Consider the following 20752-nt stretch of genomic DNA (forward strand, 5'->3'; position numbering starts at 1 on the left):
GAACACAGGCAACGTAATTTACTCAAGTCCGAATTGGAAAACCGGACAGCAACGCAGATTACGTCCAAAGAACGGATAGACCGCAGGCTTTGGAATCCGGTGGCCATCCGCGAGGCCGTGATAAACTCGATTGTGCATAACGATTTTACCCGTGAGGTACCACCCAAATTTGAGATTTTTGCCGACCGTATCGAAATCACTTCCGCAGGTACATTGCCGGAGGGGTTGAGTGAAGAGGATTTTTTTGATGGGGTTTCCATCCCAAGGAACCGGGAATTGATGCGCGTGTATCGGGATTTGGAATTGGTGGAGCAACTTGGTTCAGGTGTACCTCGAATTTTAGAGAGTTATGGAAAGGAATGCTTCCGGTTTATGGGTAACTTTATCCGCATGACGTTTCCGGCTTCGGAAGTGATCACCCCCCAAGTCACCCCCCAAGTCACCCCCCAAGTCGAACGGCTATTGTCTGTATTTCTGGGAGAACACAATAGGCAGGAATTACAGGATTTTCTTGGTTTATCAGATAGGAAGAATTTCCGCGAAAAATATTTGAATCCGGCCGTCGAAGCAAGGCTCGTAGAATTGGTTAACCCCGATAATCCAACAAGCAGTAAGCAGCGTTATGTATTGACAGCGTCGGGAAAACGGTTGGCAGAAAAGATTGATAAGGATTAAAACGGCATGAGCATAGAGAAACCACTTATCTCAATGATAGAAGTCCAATTAAGGAGCTTTATTGAAATCTTACGGCCAGCGGATGAAGAAACCCATAAGCAATTGGATTTTGGTTATTCTTGGGATGGACAAAGTGCTTTATTGTTTGAGATCAGACCGCAATGGAATGATCCGACGAAAATCTTAGAACTACCCTTTGCGAAGCTTCGTTTTGTTAAATCTTCCAAAATATGGAAATTGTATTGGATGCGTGGGTCAGGCAAGTGGGAAGCCTACGAGCCGCTACCAGAAAGCACTGATTTACATAAATTGTTGACCGAAATTAAAAAATGACGCGTACGGTTGTTTTTTCGGATAATCGGTAACTGAAACGCTTCAGTTTGGGAAGTGTATTCCCGTTTGCGAACGCATATGCGTTTTATCCACGCACCACGTTTTTTGAAAGACTGATCAATGAGCCGAATAATACTTGTAATCGGCTCATTTTTTATTTATATTTGAGCCGATTAAGAAATGCAATCGGCTCATGATGTATAATTGGCAACTACAGGGATGGCCTGACTTTACTTACGACGTCGCGGAGGTTCAGCCATCTATTCTTGCGTTTGCGCAGGAAACCGGGGAGGTGAATGGGCTTATCCAAGGGTTGCCGGATACGCTCAAGCAGGAGACATTGCTTCAACTAATGCTTTCAGAAGCGGTGAAAACCTCCGAAATCGAGGGAGAGTACCTGAGCCGTGAGGATGTGATGTCTTCCATCCGGAATAACCTGGGGTTAAATGATACCCCTGTTTTCGTAAAAGACCAGCGGGCATCGGGCGTAGCCCAATTGATGGTGGAGGTTAGGAAAGGCTTTCAGGAGCCGCTGACATTGGATATGCTCAAAGACTGGCATCGCTTACTCTTTGCCAATGCAGCAAGCCGTGTCAATCCGGGTGAGTGGCGGCAGGGCGATGCTCCCATGCAGGTGGTTTCAGGTGCTTACGGACGGGAAATCATCCATTACGAAGCACCGCCATCGACACGGGTACCGGAAGAAATGGAACGCTTTGTCGGGTGGTATAATTCAGCATCCTTGTTGGTAAAAGGGCAGGTGCCCGAAGCCATACTAAAATCGGCAATCGCCCACCTGTATTTTGAATCGATCCATCCGTTTGAGGATGGCAATGGTCGCATCGGCCGGACGATAGCGGAGAAAGCACTGTCGCAATCACTCGGTCGTCCGATTATGTTAAGCCTATCAAAAACCATCGAGGCAAACAAGAAAGCGTATTACGATGCGTTGAAAGAAGCACAACGCGCATTGGACATTACCGCATGGATGGCTTATTTTTCCGGCGTAATCCTGGATGCGCAGCGCGATGCCAAAGCAATGGTGCTGTTTACGTTGAAGAAAGCGCAGTTTTATGACCGTTATAAAGACCAGATTGACCAGCGGCAATGGAAGGCGATCAACAAAATGCTGGACAAGGGAGCAGAGGGTTTCGAAGGCGGGATGACGGCAAAGAAGTACATGGGCATTACCAAGGTTTCCAAAGCCACCGCCACGCGCGACTTGCAGCAATTGCACGAACTGGGGGTACTGGTGCAGGAAGGGGCTGGCCGTTCCGTGCGGTATCAATTGAACCTGCCATAGCTATTTGTTTGCCCCTTATTTGTACCTTATTTTCATAAAGAGTTATCAATCAACATAAACTACATATTGCATCGGAAAATAAAGGACATTGGGTACTTACAAGGTGCCACGGATTTTGGAGGGTTATGGAAGGAATGCTTCCGGTTTATGGGGAATTTCGGGGGCATTATTTGAATCAGGCTATCGAAGCGGTGCTGGTAGAATTGGTCAACCCTAATAATCCGACAAGTACCAAACAACGTTATGTATTGACAGCGTTGGGAAAACGGTTGGCAGAAGAGATTAATAAGCATTAAAAAGGCATGAGCATACCCCAATGGAATGATCCGGCGAAAACCTTAGAACTACCGTTTACTAAGCTTCATTTTGTTAAGTCTTCCAGAATATGGAAACTCTATCGGATGCGTGGTTCTGGAAAATGGGAGTCCTATCAGCCGAAACCGGAGCGTGCTGATCTGCATGAATTGTTGACTGAAATTCAAAACGACGCATACAGTTGTTTTTTGGATAGTGGGAAAAGGCGAACAGGAACCTCAGTTGGAAGCGTACTTTCGATTGCGAATGCACCGCGTTTTTAAAAGATTAATAGATGAGCCGAATAACATATATAATCGGCTCATTTTTTTATTATATTTGAGCCAATTAAGAAATGCATTCGGCTCATGGTGTATAATTGGCAACTAAAAGGATGGCCTAACTTTACTTACGACGTTGCGGAAGTTCAGCCATCTATTCTTGCTTTCGCGCAGGAAATGGGAGAGGTCAATGGCCTTATTCAAGGGTTGCCGGATACGCTCAAGCAAGAGACGTTGCTCCAGCTTATGCTTTCAGAGGCGGTGAAAACCTCTGAAATCGAGGGAGAGTACCTAAGCCGTGAGGATGTAATGTCTTCCATTCGGAATAATTTGGGTTTAAACGATACACCTGTCTACGTAAAAGACCAGCGGGCATCAGGCGTGGCTCAATTGATGGTGGAAGTAAGGAAAGGCTTTCAGGAGCCGCTGACACTGGATATGCTAAAAGCGTGGCACCGCTTGCTTTTTGCTGCCACTCCAAGTCGTGTCAATCCGGGCGAGTGGCGGCAGGCCGATGCCCCCATGCAGGTGGTTTCCGGTGCTTATGGGCGCGAAATCATCCATTACGAAGCACCGCCATCCGTGCGCGTACCGGAGGAAATGGAACGCTTTGTCGGGTGGTACAATTCAGCAACTTTTCCGCAAAAAGGACAGGTGTCCGAAGCTATATTAAAATCTGCAATCGCTCACCTGTATTTCGAATCCATCCATCCGCTTGAAGACGGCAACGGCCGCATCGGACGGGCGGTAGCGGAGAAAGCACTATCGCAATCGCTTGGCCGTCCTGTTATGCTGAGCCTTTCCAAAACCATTGAGGCAGACAAAAAAGCCTATTACGATGCATTGAAGGAAGCGCAGCGTGCGTTGGATATTACCGCATGGATGGTTTATTTTGCTAATGTGATTCTGGATGCGCAGCAGGATGCCAAAGCCATGGTAATGTTTACGTTGAAGAAAGGGCAGTTTTATGATCGGTATAAAACCCAGCTTGACGAGCGGCAATGGAAAGCGATTAACAAAATGCTGGACAAGGGAGCCGAGGGCTTCGAAGGCGGGATGACGGCGAAAAAGTACATGGGTATTACAAAGGTTTCAAAAGCTACAGCTACGCGCGATTTGCAGCAATTGCACGAAATGGGAGTATTGGTTCAGCAGGGATCGGGGCGTTCTGTAAGGTATCAATTGAACCTGAAATAGCTGTCTGGCTTCCAGTTGTACCCATTTATCATAAATCACTACAATCAATAAAAACTACATTTTGCATCTTAGCTGGGGACAAGATTTATAGAGCAATAAAAAAGGAGGGAAGCCATTCAAATGTAGCAATGCTAACGCTGACCGATTTGAAATCTCATAAATAACCAATAGCTTAGCGCGGAGATGAACGCGCAACCCGACAACCTGCTGCTACTCCAGCTCAAACGCGGAGACTTACACGCCTTAGAAGCTGTATATCGGCGTTTTCAACCGGTGTTACTGGCCAAAGCCGTGTTTATGATGCGCGACCATGCTACCGCGGCTGACCTGGTGCAGGGGCTATTCATCGAATTTTGGGAGAAACAATTGTATCAACAGATTGAAGACAACCTGGGAGGTTACTTATACCGTGCGCTGCACAACCGTTGCCTCAACGCGCTGAAGGCTCAGCAGACACAGCACGAGCGCATAGCGGGCTACCACGAGCAATATACCGATTATGATGACGCTCCTGACGTCGAAATCGGATTGGAAAAGGGAGCAATTGCACGATTAATGGATCAACTGCCGCCGCAGAAGCGCGAGGTATTGACACTCGTGGTACTTGAAGACCGCAAATATCAGGAGGCAGCCGATATTATGGGGATATCCGTCAATACCATAAAAACCCACCTGAGGTTGGCATTGCAGCAATTGCGCGAACAGGTAAAAAATCAGCGGAGGTCACCCGATAACGGGGAAGAAAATGTCTTAGGATAGGAACGATGGCATACACCGATTTACATATCGAAGAACTGATGTTCAAAAAGGCTACCGGCACCATTAGCCCCATCGAAAACGAGCGACTGCAGGCAGCGTTGGACGGTGACCCTGCGGCGCGTCGTCATTGGGAGGAAATCCAGCATAGCCTCGGTACACCTGAAGCCTCTGCATTCCTTCAAGAGCATACGACTGATAAGGGTTGGAACGAACTGACTACATTGTTGGAACGGACAAACTCCCTGCCAAAATCCCGAAGAAAGTGGTGGCAATACGCGGCCGTCGCCGCCGCAGTCATTGCCGTCACGATCGGTGTCTGTTATTATCGTCCATCCGCTAACGGGTTGAAATATGTTGCACAAGATGTGCAAAAATTGGTGCCCTCGCCGGACTCAATCCGATTGCTACCCGAAGGAGGCGAAGCTATAAACCTAAGCCGAGCGGTGGCAACTCTTCGAGTTGGAGATTTGTCCGTAACGGTGGATAGCACCGGCCTTCGTTACCAATCGGCCACAGCTAACTTCCAATGGGCAACGCTACAGGTGCCCGCACAGCAGCAATACCGTATCGACCTGCCGGATGGTACTAAGGTATGGTTGAATGCGGTCAGCTCACTGCGATTTCCATCGGCTTTCAGTGCCAATATACGGGAGGTCTATGTATCAGGTGAAGCCTACTTCGAGGTCGCACACGACAGTGAAAAACCGTTTGTTGTGCACACCGAAAAGCAGGACATCCGTGTGCTGGGTACTTCGTTCAATATCAACGCGTATGAGCCCAATCGTCCCGTCACAGCATTGGTTTCCGGACGCGTGGAGCTGATTGCAGGAGGGCAGGTGAGTACCGTCCTAGCGCCGGGAGAAGCGGGTGTTTTCCGCGATAACCGTGTGACCGTTCAGGTTTTTGACCCGACGTTTACCCTCGCATGGATGGAAGGGATACACTATTTCTACAATGCACCCTTACGATCAATAGCACCCATTTTGTCACGGTGGTATGGTGTCGATGTGCACTTTGATAACATCGAAGTGGCAACACGGCCATTCAGCGGTAGCATAGATAGGCATCAACCGCTGCAAGATTTCCTTGATAACTTAGTGGCCATAGCGGATATTCGGCCCGAAATTCGAAATGGGGTGCTGCATTTTCGGTAACACCCGAGGAAGTCGTTTATAATTTCATTCTTGATTATTAATGGATTGTGAATAAATCTTAAAATTTATTGGCCTAGCCTCACCCTTTTTTTCAGAAGATTTTGTCTGTTGGTTGAATTTAATTACAAAAGCAACCATATGAAGCAAGATGTACCTAAAAGTTTAATGATCTATATCAAAATCTTTTTATTGTTGGCGGTGATATGCGGTGTCGCTAGGCAATTGAAAGCCCAGCCTACACCTACTATTACTTTAGTTGGTAAGCAAACAAGCATCCAGGACATTTTTGATGCCATTCGTAAGCAAACCGGCTTGGTAGCTATGTACGATAACCGCTTGCTCAACGCCGAGGCGCGTATGGATGTGGCGTTTGAGGGCGCTTCACTTGCACAGGTGATGGACGAAGTGCTAAAAGGCAAAGGTCTGCAGTGGACGGTTCGCGGCAAGAATGTCCTTGTTCAAAAAAAGGTCGCTCAATCTGGTGATGGAATTTCAGCTAATGATAGCCACGCGCGGCATGAAGTAAGGGGGCGGGTGGTGGATAGTGTGGGCAATCCATTGCAAGGGGCATCGGTAAGTGTGCTTAAAGCAGAGGGAATACGTACGGCACTGCAAACGCTTACCGATAGGGACGGGTATTTTTTACTGCGCAATGTGCCTGAGGATGCGATGCTGGAGATTACGTTTGTGGGATATGTCACCGAGAGAGTACCAAGCGCACCTCAAATCGACACGGTGATATTAGCGAATTCGCAATCGAGTTTAGACGAAACAGTGGTGATGGCTTATGGTACCACAACACGTAGGTTTAATACTGGCAATATTGCTAAACTAAGCGCCGAAGAAATAGCTAAACAACCAGTAGCCAATCCACTATCTGCCTTAAGCGGACGGGTACCCGGCCTGGTAATCACACAAAGTAGCGGGGTAGCTGGAGCAGGAATTCGTGTACAACTGAGAGGGCAGAACTCTTTGTTTCAAGGGTCGCAGCCATTGTTCATTATTGATGGCGTCCCTTTTGCTAATGGAAATAATGCAATCAACCAGCTCAATTCGGCCGCAGGAGCTGCTTCGGAAGGGGCGGGTATGAGCCCTTTCAATCTCATAAATCCGAACGATATTGAAAGCATCGAGATACTCAAGGATGCAGATGCTACCGCTATCTATGGTAGTAGGGGAGCCAACGGCGTCGTATTAATTACTACAAAGAAAGGACGGCAGGGTAAGGGTACCTTAGGACTTAACTTTTATAGTGGCTTAAGTACACCTACACGCAATATGCGTATGCTAAATACGCAAGAGTATCTTATGATGCGTAGCGAGGCCTTTGCAAACGATGGATTAGAGCCTACTACGGCGAATGCACCCGACCTGCTCTTATGGGATACTACGCGTTACACCGATTTCCGGAACTTGCTTATAGGCAATACCGCCGCAACGAACGATGTACAGCTATCGTATTCTGCCGGAACCAAGCAATCGCAGTTCTTACTTCGTGGGTCTTATCACGATGAAGCAAGCGTGTACCCTACGAGTTTAGGTGATACAAGGGGCGCATTGCATGCGCAGCTGGGCCATCAATCGGCCGATAACAAATTGAAATTGAATTTTACAACGTCGTTTTCGGTTAATAGAAACAACTTAACGGCTTCAGATTTGGCGGGTTACGTTAATACAAACCCCATGTTAAAACTTTATGATGAAAATGGGCAGCTTAATTGGGAAGAAGGGGGCATTTCATATACGGCTATGGGATTTCCGAATATGAATCCACTGAAGTTTCAGTACGAAACTTATGAGGGTAATTTTAAAAATCTGAATAGCAATATGGTGGTTGACTATCGCTTGCCATACCACCTGACCCTCAAAGTTAGCTTAGGTTACAATATGATGCTGAGCGATGAATTAAGTACTTTTCCCTCGTCTTCATTGAATCCTTACAATAATTTAAAACCATCAAGTAATTTTGGTAACCGCAGTTTGAACAGTTGGATTGCGGAGCCTCAGTTAACTTATGAAAATCAATGGGCGGTATCGAAAGTTAATGTATTGCTTGGCGCAACTTGGCAAAACCTTGTATCTAAAGGCAGTACTACCTATGCCGCTAATTATAGCAACGATCTGCTGTTGGAGAGTATTGCAGCAGCAGGAAATATCACGGCAAGTAATTCGCATACTCAGTATCGCTATCAGGGAGTCTATGCGCGTATAAATTATAATTTACTGGGGCGTTATGTGTTGAATGCCAGTGCCCGTCGTGATGGCTCTAGCCGATTTGCACCGCAAAACAGGTTTGCGAATTTTGCAGCGCTGGGTGCGGCCTGGTTATTGTCTGAAGAAGATTTTTTTAAAAATCGAATACGTTTCCTTTCATTCGCAAAGATCAGAGCTAGCTATGGTATTACCGGCAATGATCAGATAGGCGATTATCGGTATTTGGACACCTGGACACCTGCAGTGGGAAGCAATTATCAGGGCGTTGCCACGCTTAATCCAACGGCTTTATTTAACCCCTCTTATGCATGGGAGAAAAACAGGAAGCTTGAGGCAGCGCTAGAGTTGGGTTTGTTGAATAACAGGATACTATTATCGTCTACTTTTTACCGAAATATCTCAAGCAACCAGCTGGTTAACTATACGCTGCCCACACAAACGGGCTTTGCATCTGTATTGGCGAACTTAAATGCTAAGGTTCTGAACCAAGGATGGGAAGGGCAGCTCGAAACGAAGAATATACAAGGTAACCATTTTTCGTGGAACACTCTTTTTAACGTGACGCTACCAAGTAATCGCCTCTTGGAGTTTCCGGGGTTGGAACAATCAAGTTACCGGAACGTGTATGAAATCGGTCAACCGCTTTCGATAAGCAAAATGTACCACTATCTAGGCGTTAATCCGCAAACGGGACTTTATGAAGTGAGGGATGTAAATGAAGATGGCGTATATGATATGGCCGATCGTACGAATTTAGTTAATACGGAACCTAAGTTTTATGGTGGATTGCAAAATTCCTTTCGGTATAAAAGCTTTCAATTAGACGTGTTTTTTGAATTTAGGAAGCAAATGGGCAGAAACTATCTAAGTAATCTCGGATCGATTGTTCCTGGCTACCGCTATTACAACCAACCGGCTATTGTATTGGAAAGATGGCAAAAACCGGGTGATGTTGCCGATATCCAGCGTTTTACCGCTAACAATAGGGATGCACTGCTTGCTGCTTCGCAAATGCGCCTCTCAGACGCCATATTTTCCGATGCTTCTTTCTTGCGCTGTAAAAATTTTGCAGTTTCTTACTTGGTACCTGCACCTATAGCAAGCCGTATAAAGCTTGCGACGTTACGTGTTTATGCACAGGCGCAAAATCTATTTACACTGACTAATTACGTGGGAGGTGATCCGGAGAATCAGAATTTTCTAATACTGCCACCTTTACGTACCATCACTTTAGGCCTTCAATTGACGATTTAAATGTATTCTATGAAATATTTATTCTTTATTGTAATCTTTTTTTGGAGCTGTACGGGCTTCGTTGATATCGACCCACCTTCACAGCTGGTTCAAACGAAGGAGATCTTTAAAACCGACGAAACGGCACTCTCGGCGGTGAATGGTGTATACGCGCAAATGCGCTATGCTAACCTCGCGTTTGCAAATGGTGCTATGAGTGTATATCTGGGCTTATCGGCTGATGAGCTGGAAAATCCGGGAGCAAGTTCCGTATACGCTCCTTATCAGGATAATGCGCTACAGAGCGAAACAACCACACTGAACACAACTTTCTGGACAGAGCCTTACCATTTGATTTATAGGACGAATGCAATAATGGAAGGGCTTTCTGAAAGCACGTCGGTTACTGAATCGGCAAAACGGCAATTTACGGGAGAGATGCTTGTAGTACGCTCGCTTTGTTATTTCTATTTGGTGAATGTATTCGGAGATGTCCCTTTAATCCTTAGTACTGATTACAACGCTAATGCTCAGTTACCTCGGGCACCGCTGCAGGAGATTTATGAACGGATGATTGCTGATTTGGAAGCTGCCATACCGTTGTTAAGCGATACTTATCCAAGTGGTGGTAAACTTCGACCAAATAAAGCTGTAGCTAAAGCATTACTGGCCAGAATTTACCTGTACACGGAAAAATGGCAGCAAGCTGTTTCCTTGGCCGAAGAACTGATCAAATCAGGGCAATTTGAGCTTAACCAAAATTTATCGCATGCTTTTGCGATTAATAGCACGGAAACTATTTGGGAAATAGCCAGCAGAAATGAAAGCAGTAACACAGCGGAGGGAATCAATTTCGTGCCTCACTCGGAAACAGTAGTTCCGGCTTTTACGCTTGCTACAAGCTTAATAGTCGATTTCGAAGATACGGATAAGCGTTTTCAGGATTGGGTAAATGTAAATGTGGTAAATGGCAAAATCTATTACTATCCGTTTAAGTATCGAAACAGAAATTTCAGTACTCCCGTAACCGAATATAATGTCGTTTTACGCCTGGCGGAGCAATACCTGATAGCTGCGGAAGCTAATAGCCACTTGGAGAAGCTATCTGAAGCAATGACCATGCTGAATCTAATTCGAGAGCGAGCAGGAATCAAGCCTTATGACAGGGAGCTTTCTAAAGAAGCCTGTTTAATGGCAATAGCAATTGAGCGGAGAAAGGAATTCTTCGCCGAGTGGGGACATCGCTGGCTCGATTTGAAGCGTACGAAAAGCATTAATGCTATACTGGAACAGAGGAAACCCTCATGGCGTCCCGAAGCAGCACTTTTTCCTATCCCTTTTAATCAAATACTTACTAACAGTAACCTTTTACAGAATGCAGGTTATTAAAACTATTGAATATGTTGGCCTCTTTTAAACGTAAATTGATACTCTTTTTTTGTGGATCGTTCCTCTTTTCTTCTCTTTTGGCGCAAGAGTTGCAGGTAGGCGATCAAATACCGGATGTTGATTTTAACGATATCTGGAATTGGAATAGCTCCTCCTTGCGATTGAACGAATTTAAAGGAAAGCTGATAGTTCTTGATTTTTGGGGAGTGTTTTGTGTGCCATGCTTGGAGGGCTTCGCTAAAATCGACTCACTTCAAAAAAAGCTGCATAATAAGGTGCAGTTTATCGCAGTTAATAAAGGCTTCGGGGTTGATTCCACGCAAAGCTTCTTTAAATATCACCCTAAAGTACATCGGCCTTCGATCCCATTTATTACGAATGATACGCTCCTTCACCGATACTTTCCGCACCAGGGTAATCCTTATTACGTTATACTTGATCAAAGCGGAAAGGTTCTGATCAAAGCAGATTATTTTGAATTTGCAGAAAAGACTTTCGAAGAGCTTTTAAAAGGTAATACCGATGGGGTAGTACCCGAATATGATCGTGTTGAGGTGAATACCTTATTTGATTCACCGTGGGACGGAATGGTCGATTTTGCATCCTATATTGTACGGGCACCGCTTGAAAGTGGCTTGAATATAGAGAGTGGTTCGCCTAATGGCAAAAACCTTGTTGAATCAGGTTCGATAGAACAGCTCTATCGTTTTGCCTTTGAAAACTTGTACGATAAAAAGTTAGAATTGCACCGACCTGGTAGGGTGCAGCTATTGGTTGGAGACAAGGATCGATTTACTAAACCTAGTGGCATCAACGGTTTGGCACGTTTTGCATGGATGAGGGAAAACTATTACAGATATGTATTACGGGTGCCTGAAAAATATACAAAAAACCCTTACCAATTGATGTTGGAGGATTTGAAACGTTATTTTAATGTAGAAGGAAAAATAGTAACCCAATCGGTTGACCATTTGGTGTTAATAAACTCGAAAGATGCCGAGAAACTTCTTCGTACCAAGGGTGGCGATCCCAAATTTACCTTTTTAGGAAACTCGCTGCGGATGCGCGATAACGGTCCGATAAGAGAGATTAGAAATTTGCCATATGCAAGATTGTCATCTGCTATCAAATCGCGGGTCGAAAATATATTGGGATTACCTTTTGCAGATGAAACTGGGATAACCGAAAATATTGACTTTGCCATGAAGGGTACCGATCTGGACAATTTAACGTTGGAAATATTAAAAGAAAATTTAGAAAGGTATGGATTAACGTTGATAACAAAAAAGCTACCTGTACGTGTATTGGTACTGAAAGAAGTCCCATAAAGCGCAGCTATTCTCACCGCCCGGGCGGCGGCAAGTACACGTCGTCAGGTATTGACGGTTTGCCTTGCCCACGGCGACTTTCATGAGACGAAGCTTGCCCTCGCTCTGCTTTTTGTCTATGTCCGGGAGTGGCCTCATCGGCCCGGGTGCATATCATGCATATGCGTTTGATAATTTCGTGCTAATACCGTACTTTTCCGCCGTGGGAATTGCCAACCGATATTTTCAGCAGTTCAAGGCCGGTCAGCCGCAGGGCCTGGATCACTATGTCCAAGAGCATATCCGCCCGCTTACGCTGTTTGCCGCTAAGTTGGTGAGGAGCGAAGCGGTAGCGGAGGAAATTACCGGTGACAGCTTCCTGAAGCTCTGGGATGCTAGGGGCAGGCTGGAAAGCCCCGATCATATCCGGTCGTTCCTCTACAGGATCACCAAAAATGCCTGCCTGAACTACCTCGATTCTCCCCAAAATCGCGTGCAATATGAATGTGACTTTGACGAGAATCTAACGGTTCCCGATGGGGACACGCTTACACAGATGGTTCATGCCGAATTAATGCAGCTGCTATATGACGAGGTAGAAAAACTGCCCGGTCAGCAGGCGACCATCTTTCGCATGAGTTATCTGGAAGGTTATAGTACCGAAGAAATCTGCACAGCGCTGGGTACCACCGCCAACAACGTCTTTTACGCTAAAAGCAAGGCACTGGCCACGCTAAGGCAGGTATTCAAAGATAAGAATATGCTGATTTACTTGGTATTGATCAAACTGATGTGTTAAACGTAAAAAAAATAAATTTTCACTAAGATTTCCGCACGAATCCTGTATCTACTCATAGAAACAGGTGATAAATATGCAGGCCCCCCGACAAATTGCTGCCGTGATCCGGAAATATCTCCGCAACGAGTTGACCGAAGCTGAAGAAGCAACGCTTCAACAATGGTTGGATGCCGACCCGGCACGGAAATCTTATCTAAACAGCGTCATTGAAGGAGATGGTTTGTTGGATGATCTCAGGCTGTACCATACCCTTTGGGGCAAAGACCATGGCGATGCCCGCATGGTTCGTATCCACCAACGTATCCATCAAGGTCTATCGCAGCAGTCGGTCCCATCAAAAATATATCGTCCGCTCAAATGGTTACCCTACGCTGCTGCGGTGCTTATTGCAGTGTCTGCCACCGCCTATTTTTTTCTTGATGATCCCGTTGTCGAACAGCAAATTGCAGTAGTTAACGCGGAAGCAATCGTGCCCGGCGGCAACCGTGCTACTCTCACGTTTGCCAATGGCCAGACGATTGATTTGAGCGCGGAGCAGGGCGGAATTGTGGTGGGCGACGGCGTTACGTACCTAGATGGAACGGAGATTTTAGACGACAAACAGGCAGTCAGAAAGGAAAGTCTCGCGTCTGGTGTCTCGTATCTATTGTCTTTAGCCACCCCCAAAGGAGGCATTTACCAAGTGACCTTGCCAGATGGTACAAACGTATGGCTCAATGCCGCCTCCACGCTGAAATACCCATCGCAGTTTGATGATAAGGAACGGGTAGTGGAATTGGCGGGAGAAGCATACTTCGAAGTTAAACCGACACCCATGTCCCAACCTTTCAAGGTAGTTACCCCCGGTCAGACCGTCCAAGTCCTCGGCACGCACTTCAATATCTCCGCTTATCCCGATGATCCCGAAACCAAGACCACATTGGTAGCGGGCAAAGTAAAGGTGTCGCTTGCCGGCAGCCGGCAGAAAAGTGCATCTGACTCCCGGCTCCGGCCCGCAGACTACGTGCTCCGGCCCGGTGAGCAGGCCATAAATCGCGGCGCGCAGATCCAGATCGTGGATGTAAACACCGACCAATATACCGCGTGGCGCTCCGGCCGTTTCAGCTTCAATGGCAAGCCCTTTGACCAGATCATGAAAGAGATGGGGCGTTGGTATAACTTCACGGTCCGGTATGAGGGAGATATACCACCTGATCGGTTCTTGGGTGATGCCTACCGTACTGACAACCTTGGGACGGTGCTCCAGTTTTTGGAAACCAGCAACATCCGTTATCGGGTTGAGCAGGCATCAGCTGACAGCTATTTATTGATCATAAGCAACGGAAAGGAGGCAACAAAACCCTGACGATCGGCCTTTTGGCCACTAGGAGGTCGCCACAAAAAAAAACACAACAGCGACGTGGGCTAGCGTCAAAAAAACAAGGGAAGTGCGCTCAACACCTCCCTCAAATGGCCTGGATCGTACCGTTTTTGTTTCACCATCCAAACACTAAGCAAACTTAATGAAAATACGTTACTTATTAAGAGTAATGAGGCTACTTGTACTCTTTTTTGTGGCCGGATTGATGCACCTCAGTGCCGCCACCTATTCCCAATCGGTTACGCTCCACGCCAAGCGCGCTACGCTGACTGATGTCATCCAAGCGATACGGCAACAAACGGGCTATGCCGTATACGCCAACGTTTCCCACTTGGCGGAAGCCAAACCCGTTTCCATTGATGCAGACCAAATGCCGCTGGAACAATTTATGACCCTAGTTCTGAAAGACCAACCGTTGGAAGCCAAAATAGCAGATAAAACCATTATTCTCGCACGGAAAGCGACTACTCCGGCCCCGTCAACACCACCGCTCATCCTTGCCTACCCCGAGGTGCGGGGTAGGGTAGTGGATAGCTTGGGCAACCCCTTGGAAGGCGCAAGTGTGCGTGTGCTCAACGCCGAAGGCAAGCGTACGACCTTGCAGACCCTAACCGACCGCGATGGGTATTTCCTTCTCCGCAATGTGCCCGAGGATGCGAGCTTAGAAATTACGTATATAGGACACCTGAAGCAAACAATAGCGGCTGGAGCCGTGGTTGGCAATGTGATGCTGAAAACCACACAGTCGGAGCTTGAAGGAGTGGATGTTGTCGTTAACACGGGATATCAGAGCTTGTCAAAAGAGAGAGTCACTGGTTCATTCGATTTCATCAACAACCGGGCATTTAACGAACAAGTAAGTACTGATGTACTAAGCAGACTTGAAGCGATAGCCTCCGGTCTATATGTAAACAGAACAACAGGTTTTGGACAAGGTATTACTGTGCGGGGTATCAGTACCTTAAGTGGCCCAAGGTCACCATTAATAATTATTGATAATTTTCCTTATGAAGGGGATTTGTCAAACCTTAATCCAAATACCATTGAAGACATTACCATATTGAAGGATGCGGCTGCATCTTCAATTTGGGGAGCAAGGGCCGGAAATGGCGTCATTGTCATCACGACCAAGAAACCAAGTAAAAATACACCGTTAAAGATCGATTTCAACACGAATATTACCATTGGAGAGAAACACAATCTTGGATACCTTCCACAGATATCATCAAGCGACTTCATTGATGCTGAGCTGATGCTGTATGCGAATGGTTTTTACAACAATGATTTAAACTCAATAGCCAAGCCTGCCCTTTCACCGGTTGTGGAAATCCTTGCCGGCGCAGATGGTATTATGACCGATGGACTGCGTGAAAAAATTGATGCATTTAGGCAATATGATGTCAGGGATGATTTTGCCCGGTATATTTACCGTCCTTCCCTTAACCAGCAGTATTCTCTTGGTTTTAGCGGTGGCGGGGAAAGACATTCCTGGTTGTTCACCACGGGGTATGATAGTAATAAAGACAATCTTGAGGCACGGTATAACCGTTTGAACCTTCGGTTTAGTAACAACTATGAAATCACAAAAAGAATAAATTTAAGCGCCGGTTTAAACTATACAAACAGTATCGCCGAAAGCGGACGTTTAGGTTACGGACAAATCAGCACCAAAGGCAGCAATTCATTATATCCTTATGCAAGGTTTGCGGATGATGAAGGGCATCCCCTGGCAGTCAATAAGGGGTATAGCGGTCCATACCTCGAAAGTATAAAAAACGTTGGGCTGCTGGATTGGAAATATTATCCCCTGGACGACTATAGGTATATTAAAAACACGAACAACCTAAATGATCTGGTGATAAACACTGCGCTTGATTACCGTGTCGTTGGCGGCCTGAAGGTTGGGGTTCAGTACCAGTATGAGAGGCAGGGAATTAATACCGAAAATAACAATGGTGTCAACAGCTTTTTTACGAGGGACCTCATTAACCGTTTTACGCAAATTAGTGAGGGAGACGTAATACGAAAGATCCCATATGGCGATATATTGGATTTGACAAACCAGGTGCTCAACTCTCATCAGGTACGTGGGCAGCTAGACTATTCAAGAACGTGGTCCCGTCATAACATAGCCCTATTGGGAGGAACAGAGATACGGAGGGCCTACGGCGATAGTTATAGAAATCGCACATATGGATATAATGGCGAGAATAAGAGTTACGGTGTAGTGGACTATACCCGAACCTGGCCCACTTATGTTACGGGATCAAGCAGCTACATCCCGTCAAACACATCTTTCGATGGACATGATAATCGCTATGTCTCTTTATATGCCAACGGAGCATATACTTTCATAGAAAGATATATAATTACATTAAGTGGGAGAAGAGATGCATCAAACCTGTTCGGTGCAAGCACCAACAATAAATGGCAACCACTATGGTCGGCAGGGATGGGTTGGCTTGCTTCAAAGGAAAGCTTTTTGAATTTCAATTGGTTAGACAATCTCAAATTTCGGATTACATACGGATTCAGCGGAAATACCGATCCGGCGAGATCGGCGGTTACCACAATCTACAATATGGGATTGTCTGAATACCTTCTCTCCCCTTATTACATGTTTCAACAATATGCAAATCCGGAACTGAAATGGGAAACCGTAAAGCAGGCTAATTTTGCCCTTGACTTTTCCATCTTGGGCGGCCGCGTTTCCGGCTCCTTCGATTATTACACAAAAAAGGGTAAAGATCTCTTCGGTGTAGTTCCCATCGACTATACCGCAGGGGTGGGAAGACAGATAACCAAAAACGTTGCCTCCATTAAAGGGAATGGGTTTGATCTGATATTAAATACGGTAAATCTTAGGAAAAGTGGTTTCGAATGGCAAAGCAATCTCAATGTAAGCAATCACGTCGATGAAATAGTTGAATACTACCTCGGCAATGTTCAAGGCAGGAATTTCGTGAACACCGGTTCTCCTCGTGTATCCGGAAAAAAGGGGAACAGTATCTATAGCATCTATTCTTACCGGTGGGCCGGATTGGACGGTCAAACCGGGGAACCGCAGGGATATCTCGATGGGGAAATCAGCAAGGACTACAGCCAGATAACCGGAAATGGCACTGCAGTTGATGACCTTGTGTATCATGGCTCCGCTTTGCCCCGCTTTTTCGGTTCTTTCGGCAATACATTTACCTGGAGGGATTTTTCCCTGACCGCAAGAATCCTCTTCAAATTCAACTACTATTTCAGAAGGGAAACCATTAACTATGCAAATCTCTACAGCAGCTGGCAAGGGCACCGTGATTTTTCCGATCGATGGCAATCGGCAGGAGAAGAGAACCGGACGGACATACCCGCGATGATCTATCCGTTGCCCAACGGCATGGTAAATTTCTACACAAATGCGGAACCCTTTGTGGAAAAGGGCGATCATATACGTTTACAGTATATTACGTTCAATTACACATTGAGCAAAAAAAGGTTTGCCAAACTACCGATGTATGCACTTGATCTGTACCTGAATGCAAACAATCTAGGAATAATCTGGAAAGCCAACAAAGCAGGAATCGATCCGGAATATCCAATCAATAGTTCAATCCCTCCATCGAGGACAGTATCCATTGGGCTGAAAGCAACGTTTTAGAACTTTAATGAATAAGCGAATGAAACCTGCATAAATTGCCATCAATAAAAGAGCATGAATAATATATGCAAGCTTCATTGCCACTAAAAAGCAATTTATTCTGATGAAAAATTATAGACATATCATAAAGGGTTTAGTGACACCCATTGCTGTTCTTTTATTTAATTCCTGCGAGAAATATCTTGATCAGAAGCCTGACGACAAACTAAGTACTCCGACAAGCTTAGATGAATTACAGGGATTGTTAGATAACTACTCGATACTCAACCAGGTAAGCAGTGGTTCGGGAGAGGCAAGTGCTGATGATTACTATCTTACAGATGCTGATTGGAAAGGACTTTCGCAGGAAAATCATCGAAGATTGTATTTATGGGAAAAGGACTATCTGTTTAATCTGAACGGTTCAAATGAATGGACGGTCAATTACCAGGCGATATATTATGCAAACAGCGTGTTGGAAAATCTAACAAAAATTCCGGGAGGGGACAGGTTAAAAAGAGCCGATATAGCGGGACAGGCTTACTATTATAGGGGACAGTATTTTATGCGGACCGCATTTCTATGGGCACCTGTGTATGATGAAAGTATATCCGGTGAGCAGATGGGAATACCTCTGAGGCTGTCGGATGACTTCAATGCCCCCTCCGTTCGTGCCTCTTTAAAACAGACCTATTTACAAATTATAGAAGACCTCAAAAAAGCATCCGGGCTACTCCCGGTCTCTACTGCTCATCCCGCAAGACCGGGTAAAGCGGCGGCTTATGGACTTCTTGCCAGGGTCTATCTTTCTATGGGACACTACGAGGAAGCCGGGCTTTATGCTGACTCCTGCCTGATGTTAAAGAGTGATCTGATGGATTTTAATTCCCTTGACCCGTCGCTTAATTATCCGATTGGTCAGTTCAATAAAGAAGTCATACACTGGAACCGGATTTTGGCTCCGGCACCGATAGAAAATAGCAGAGCGAAGATCGTAGATGAGCTTTATGACCAATATGAAGATAATGATCTACGAAAGGGAATATTTTTTGGGTTTAACTCCGACAGTACCGTGTTTTTTAAGGGATCTTATGAAGGCCTTTCAACTCCCTTTGGAGGAGTAGCTACCGATGAGCAGTTCTTAATCAAGGCCGAATGTTATGCAAGGTTGGGTGAAAGTGGGAAGGCGATGGAAATCATGCGGACATTGTTGGCTAATAGATACAGGTCGCATGGTCCTGATCCGCTATCCAATGTTTCAAACCTGCTGGATTTCATATTGAAAGAAAGGAGGAAAGAACTGCTAATGCGTGACCTTCGATGGATGGACCTGAAGCGGTTAAACCGCGACGGCGCAAACATAACGGTTAAAAGGACGATGGAGGGAAAGGAATACATCCTACTGCCAAATGATCCCCGTTACGCATTACCCATTCCAGAGGATATTATAGAGATGACAGGAATGCCGCAAAATTCACGAAACTAAATGAGCTATGTTATTTTTAAGGAAATTAGGTGTGCGAACCGCTAAAGTGACTGTCTTCACGCTATATGCAATTGCCTGTATACGATTAGCGCCCGCCCAAACGCTTCCCATGAAGGCGCTGACCATAGGTGAAAGCATTCCAGCAGAAATACGAAGCGCTAAATTCCGCTCGGTTAGCAATATTTCCGGTGAGTCAATCGTCAAGTTAGACCAGTATGCTGGTCAGGTATTGATCATTGATTTTTGGGGGACATGGTGCAGCAGTTGTATTGCTGCAATGCCTAAGTTACATCAGTTGGAAGAGTATTTTCAGGGAAAAGTTGCTGTTCTGGCAACTACTCCGGAATCAGGTGAAAAGGTAACTCCATTTATGAACAAGAATAGTATAATCAAAAACTTAAATGTAAATACAATAGTTGGCGATACGATTCTTTCAAAATTATTTCCTCATAAAACTGTACCCCACTACGTTTGGATCGACGAAACCGGAATAGTTCGCGCTTTTACTTCTGTTGAAGCTATAGAAATTGAGGGGGCAAAGAGGATAATCGAAGGGAGAGCAGACGATATTATTATGAAAGTTGATGTAGACAGGTCTAAACCTCTTTTTACAGCCCCTACATTACCCGAGCGTTTATTAGCGCAATACTCCATTTTGCTAAAAGGGAACCATCCTGGTTTGCCCTCCGGGGTTTTATATCCAGAAGATGAAAAAAGCATTGGTATAGTGATCACTAATTCGTCGCTGAGGTACCTTTATGAACTTGCTGCCAAAAAGCTATATAACATTTCTCCCAAGCTAGTTTTTATCGATACAAAAATTTCAAGGGCGGTTGAAAGCCCCATGGATAAAGAAAAATTGCCACAATGGAAAGAGGAAAATTATTATTCCATTGAATTGCGGGTTCCCAAGCATCTCCAAGATAGCCTTTACCATAGATTTCTTGAATATCTTAATTCGTATAGTGGTTATTTTGGGAAATCGGAAAATCGGAAAGTAGAATGTCTGGTTTTAAAATCAACGAAGAACGCCCATCGACGATTGAAAAGCTCAGGAGGGGAGACAGTGAATAACCACAATTCCGAAACAAAAAAATTGGTTATTCAAAATAATACCATAGCTGCTTTGGTTGGTCGATTATATAACACATTGCCGGATTACGTCGTTGATGAAACAAATATCAAGTATAATATTGATTTAGAGATATCATTGAATGATATCGACCTGTATGAAATTAATAAAGAACTGAAAAAATACAATTTAACATTGTCTAGGGATTTTCGAGAATTAACTATTTTTAGTATCCGTTAGAAGATGGACTCGTTCGGAAAGGTGTTCCTTA

At 45.3% G+C, this 20752-nt stretch carries 16 protein-coding genes; all 16 read left to right on the plus strand.

Annotated elements, in window-relative coordinates; genetic code table 11:
* Nucleotides 1–33: 33 nt before the first annotated feature.
* Complete coding sequence (locus JHJ32_RS13295) at nt 34–675, plus strand: Fic family protein (RefSeq protein WP_200121275.1); 642 nt, start codon at nt 34–36, stop codon at nt 673–675.
* A 6-nt stretch (nt 676–681) separates the two neighbouring features.
* Nucleotides 682–1008 carry a DUF3024 domain-containing protein gene (locus JHJ32_RS13300; protein WP_200121276.1) on the plus strand — a complete coding sequence of 109 codons (327 nt, stop codon included), beginning with the start codon at nt 682–684 and terminating at the stop codon, nt 1006–1008.
* A gap of 193 nt (nt 1009–1201) precedes the next feature.
* Nucleotides 1202–2311, plus strand: a complete 1110-nt coding sequence (locus JHJ32_RS13305) for a Fic family protein (protein WP_233632648.1) — start codon at nt 1202–1204, stop codon at nt 2309–2311.
* A gap of 125 nt (nt 2312–2436) precedes the next feature.
* Nucleotides 2437–2607, plus strand: a complete 171-nt coding sequence (locus tag JHJ32_RS13310; protein ID WP_200121277.1) for a Fic family protein — start codon at nt 2437–2439, stop codon at nt 2605–2607.
* A 6-nt stretch (nt 2608–2613) separates the two neighbouring features.
* Entirely contained in the window at nt 2614–2889 is a 276-nt protein-coding gene (locus JHJ32_RS23215) for a DUF3024 domain-containing protein (protein ID WP_200121278.1), read from the plus strand.
* An 84-nt stretch (nt 2890–2973) separates the two neighbouring features.
* Nucleotides 2974–4083, plus strand: coding sequence for a Fic family protein (locus JHJ32_RS13320; protein ID WP_233632649.1), 1110 nt, complete (start codon nt 2974–2976; stop codon nt 4081–4083).
* A 183-nt stretch (nt 4084–4266) separates the two neighbouring features.
* Complete coding sequence (locus JHJ32_RS13325; RefSeq protein ID WP_200121279.1) at nt 4267–4842, plus strand: RNA polymerase sigma factor; 576 nt, start codon at nt 4267–4269, stop codon at nt 4840–4842.
* Between the two features lie 5 nt (nt 4843–4847).
* Complete coding sequence (locus tag JHJ32_RS13330) at nt 4848–5996, plus strand: FecR family protein (RefSeq protein WP_200121280.1); 1149 nt, start codon at nt 4848–4850, stop codon at nt 5994–5996.
* Nucleotides 5997–6134: 138 nt separating this feature from the next.
* Nucleotides 6135–9464, plus strand: coding sequence for a SusC/RagA family TonB-linked outer membrane protein (locus JHJ32_RS13335; RefSeq protein WP_200121281.1), 3330 nt, complete (start codon nt 6135–6137; stop codon nt 9462–9464).
* A 9-nt stretch (nt 9465–9473) separates the two neighbouring features.
* Nucleotides 9474–10832, plus strand: a complete 1359-nt coding sequence (locus JHJ32_RS13340) for a RagB/SusD family nutrient uptake outer membrane protein (RefSeq protein WP_200121282.1) — start codon at nt 9474–9476, stop codon at nt 10830–10832.
* Between the two features lie 11 nt (nt 10833–10843).
* Nucleotides 10844–12160: a redoxin family protein gene (locus JHJ32_RS13345; protein ID WP_200121283.1), complete on the plus strand. Its 1317-nt coding sequence runs from the start codon at nt 10844–10846 to the stop codon at nt 12158–12160.
* Nucleotides 12161–12242: 82 nt separating this feature from the next.
* On the plus strand, nt 12243–12938 hold the full coding sequence (locus tag JHJ32_RS13350; RefSeq protein ID WP_200121284.1) for an RNA polymerase sigma factor: 696 nt from the start codon (nt 12243–12245) through the stop codon (nt 12936–12938).
* A 73-nt stretch (nt 12939–13011) separates the two neighbouring features.
* On the plus strand, nt 13012–14283 hold the full coding sequence (locus JHJ32_RS13355) for a FecR family protein (protein ID WP_200121285.1): 1272 nt from the start codon (nt 13012–13014) through the stop codon (nt 14281–14283).
* A gap of 184 nt (nt 14284–14467) precedes the next feature.
* Nucleotides 14468–17944 carry a SusC/RagA family TonB-linked outer membrane protein gene (locus tag JHJ32_RS13360; RefSeq protein ID WP_200121286.1) on the plus strand — a complete coding sequence of 1159 codons (3477 nt, stop codon included), beginning with the start codon at nt 14468–14470 and terminating at the stop codon, nt 17942–17944.
* 103 nt (nt 17945–18047) lie between these two features.
* Nucleotides 18048–19409, plus strand: coding sequence for a RagB/SusD family nutrient uptake outer membrane protein (locus JHJ32_RS13365; RefSeq protein WP_200121287.1), 1362 nt, complete (start codon nt 18048–18050; stop codon nt 19407–19409).
* Nucleotides 19410–19518: 109 nt separating this feature from the next.
* Complete coding sequence (locus tag JHJ32_RS13370; RefSeq protein ID WP_200121288.1) at nt 19519–20721, plus strand: TlpA disulfide reductase family protein; 1203 nt, start codon at nt 19519–19521, stop codon at nt 20719–20721.
* Nucleotides 20722–20752: the final 31 nt, after the last annotated feature.

The sequence above is a fragment of the Parapedobacter sp. ISTM3 genome (assembly GCF_016533505.1).
GTDB lineage: Bacteria > Bacteroidota > Bacteroidia > Sphingobacteriales > Sphingobacteriaceae > Parapedobacter > Parapedobacter luteus.

Coding starts and splice junctions, on each gene's coding strand:
- JHJ32_RS13300 (WP_200121276.1), top strand. CDS start 682: ATGAGCATAGAGAAACCACTTATCTCAATGATAGAAGTCCAATTAAGG.
- JHJ32_RS13305 (WP_233632648.1), top strand. CDS start 1,202: ATGATGTATAATTGGCAACTACAGGGATGGCCTGACTTTACTTACGAC.
- JHJ32_RS13310 (WP_200121277.1), top strand. CDS start 2,437: ATGGAAGGAATGCTTCCGGTTTATGGGGAATTTCGGGGGCATTATTTG.
- JHJ32_RS23215 (WP_200121278.1), top strand. CDS start 2,614: ATGAGCATACCCCAATGGAATGATCCGGCGAAAACCTTAGAACTACCG.
- JHJ32_RS13320 (WP_233632649.1), top strand. CDS start 2,974: ATGGTGTATAATTGGCAACTAAAAGGATGGCCTAACTTTACTTACGAC.
- JHJ32_RS13325 (WP_200121279.1), top strand. CDS start 4,267: ATGAACGCGCAACCCGACAACCTGCTGCTACTCCAGCTCAAACGCGGA.
- JHJ32_RS13330 (WP_200121280.1), top strand. CDS start 4,848: ATGGCATACACCGATTTACATATCGAAGAACTGATGTTCAAAAAGGCT.
- JHJ32_RS13335 (WP_200121281.1), top strand. CDS start 6,135: ATGAAGCAAGATGTACCTAAAAGTTTAATGATCTATATCAAAATCTTT.
- JHJ32_RS13340 (WP_200121282.1), top strand. CDS start 9,474: ATGAAATATTTATTCTTTATTGTAATCTTTTTTTGGAGCTGTACGGGC.
- JHJ32_RS13345 (WP_200121283.1), top strand. CDS start 10,844: ATGTTGGCCTCTTTTAAACGTAAATTGATACTCTTTTTTTGTGGATCG.
- JHJ32_RS13350 (WP_200121284.1), top strand. CDS start 12,243: ATGAGACGAAGCTTGCCCTCGCTCTGCTTTTTGTCTATGTCCGGGAGT.
- JHJ32_RS13355 (WP_200121285.1), top strand. CDS start 13,012: ATGCAGGCCCCCCGACAAATTGCTGCCGTGATCCGGAAATATCTCCGC.
- JHJ32_RS13360 (WP_200121286.1), top strand. CDS start 14,468: ATGAGGCTACTTGTACTCTTTTTTGTGGCCGGATTGATGCACCTCAGT.
- JHJ32_RS13365 (WP_200121287.1), top strand. CDS start 18,048: ATGAAAAATTATAGACATATCATAAAGGGTTTAGTGACACCCATTGCT.
- JHJ32_RS13370 (WP_200121288.1), top strand. CDS start 19,519: ATGAAGGCGCTGACCATAGGTGAAAGCATTCCAGCAGAAATACGAAGC.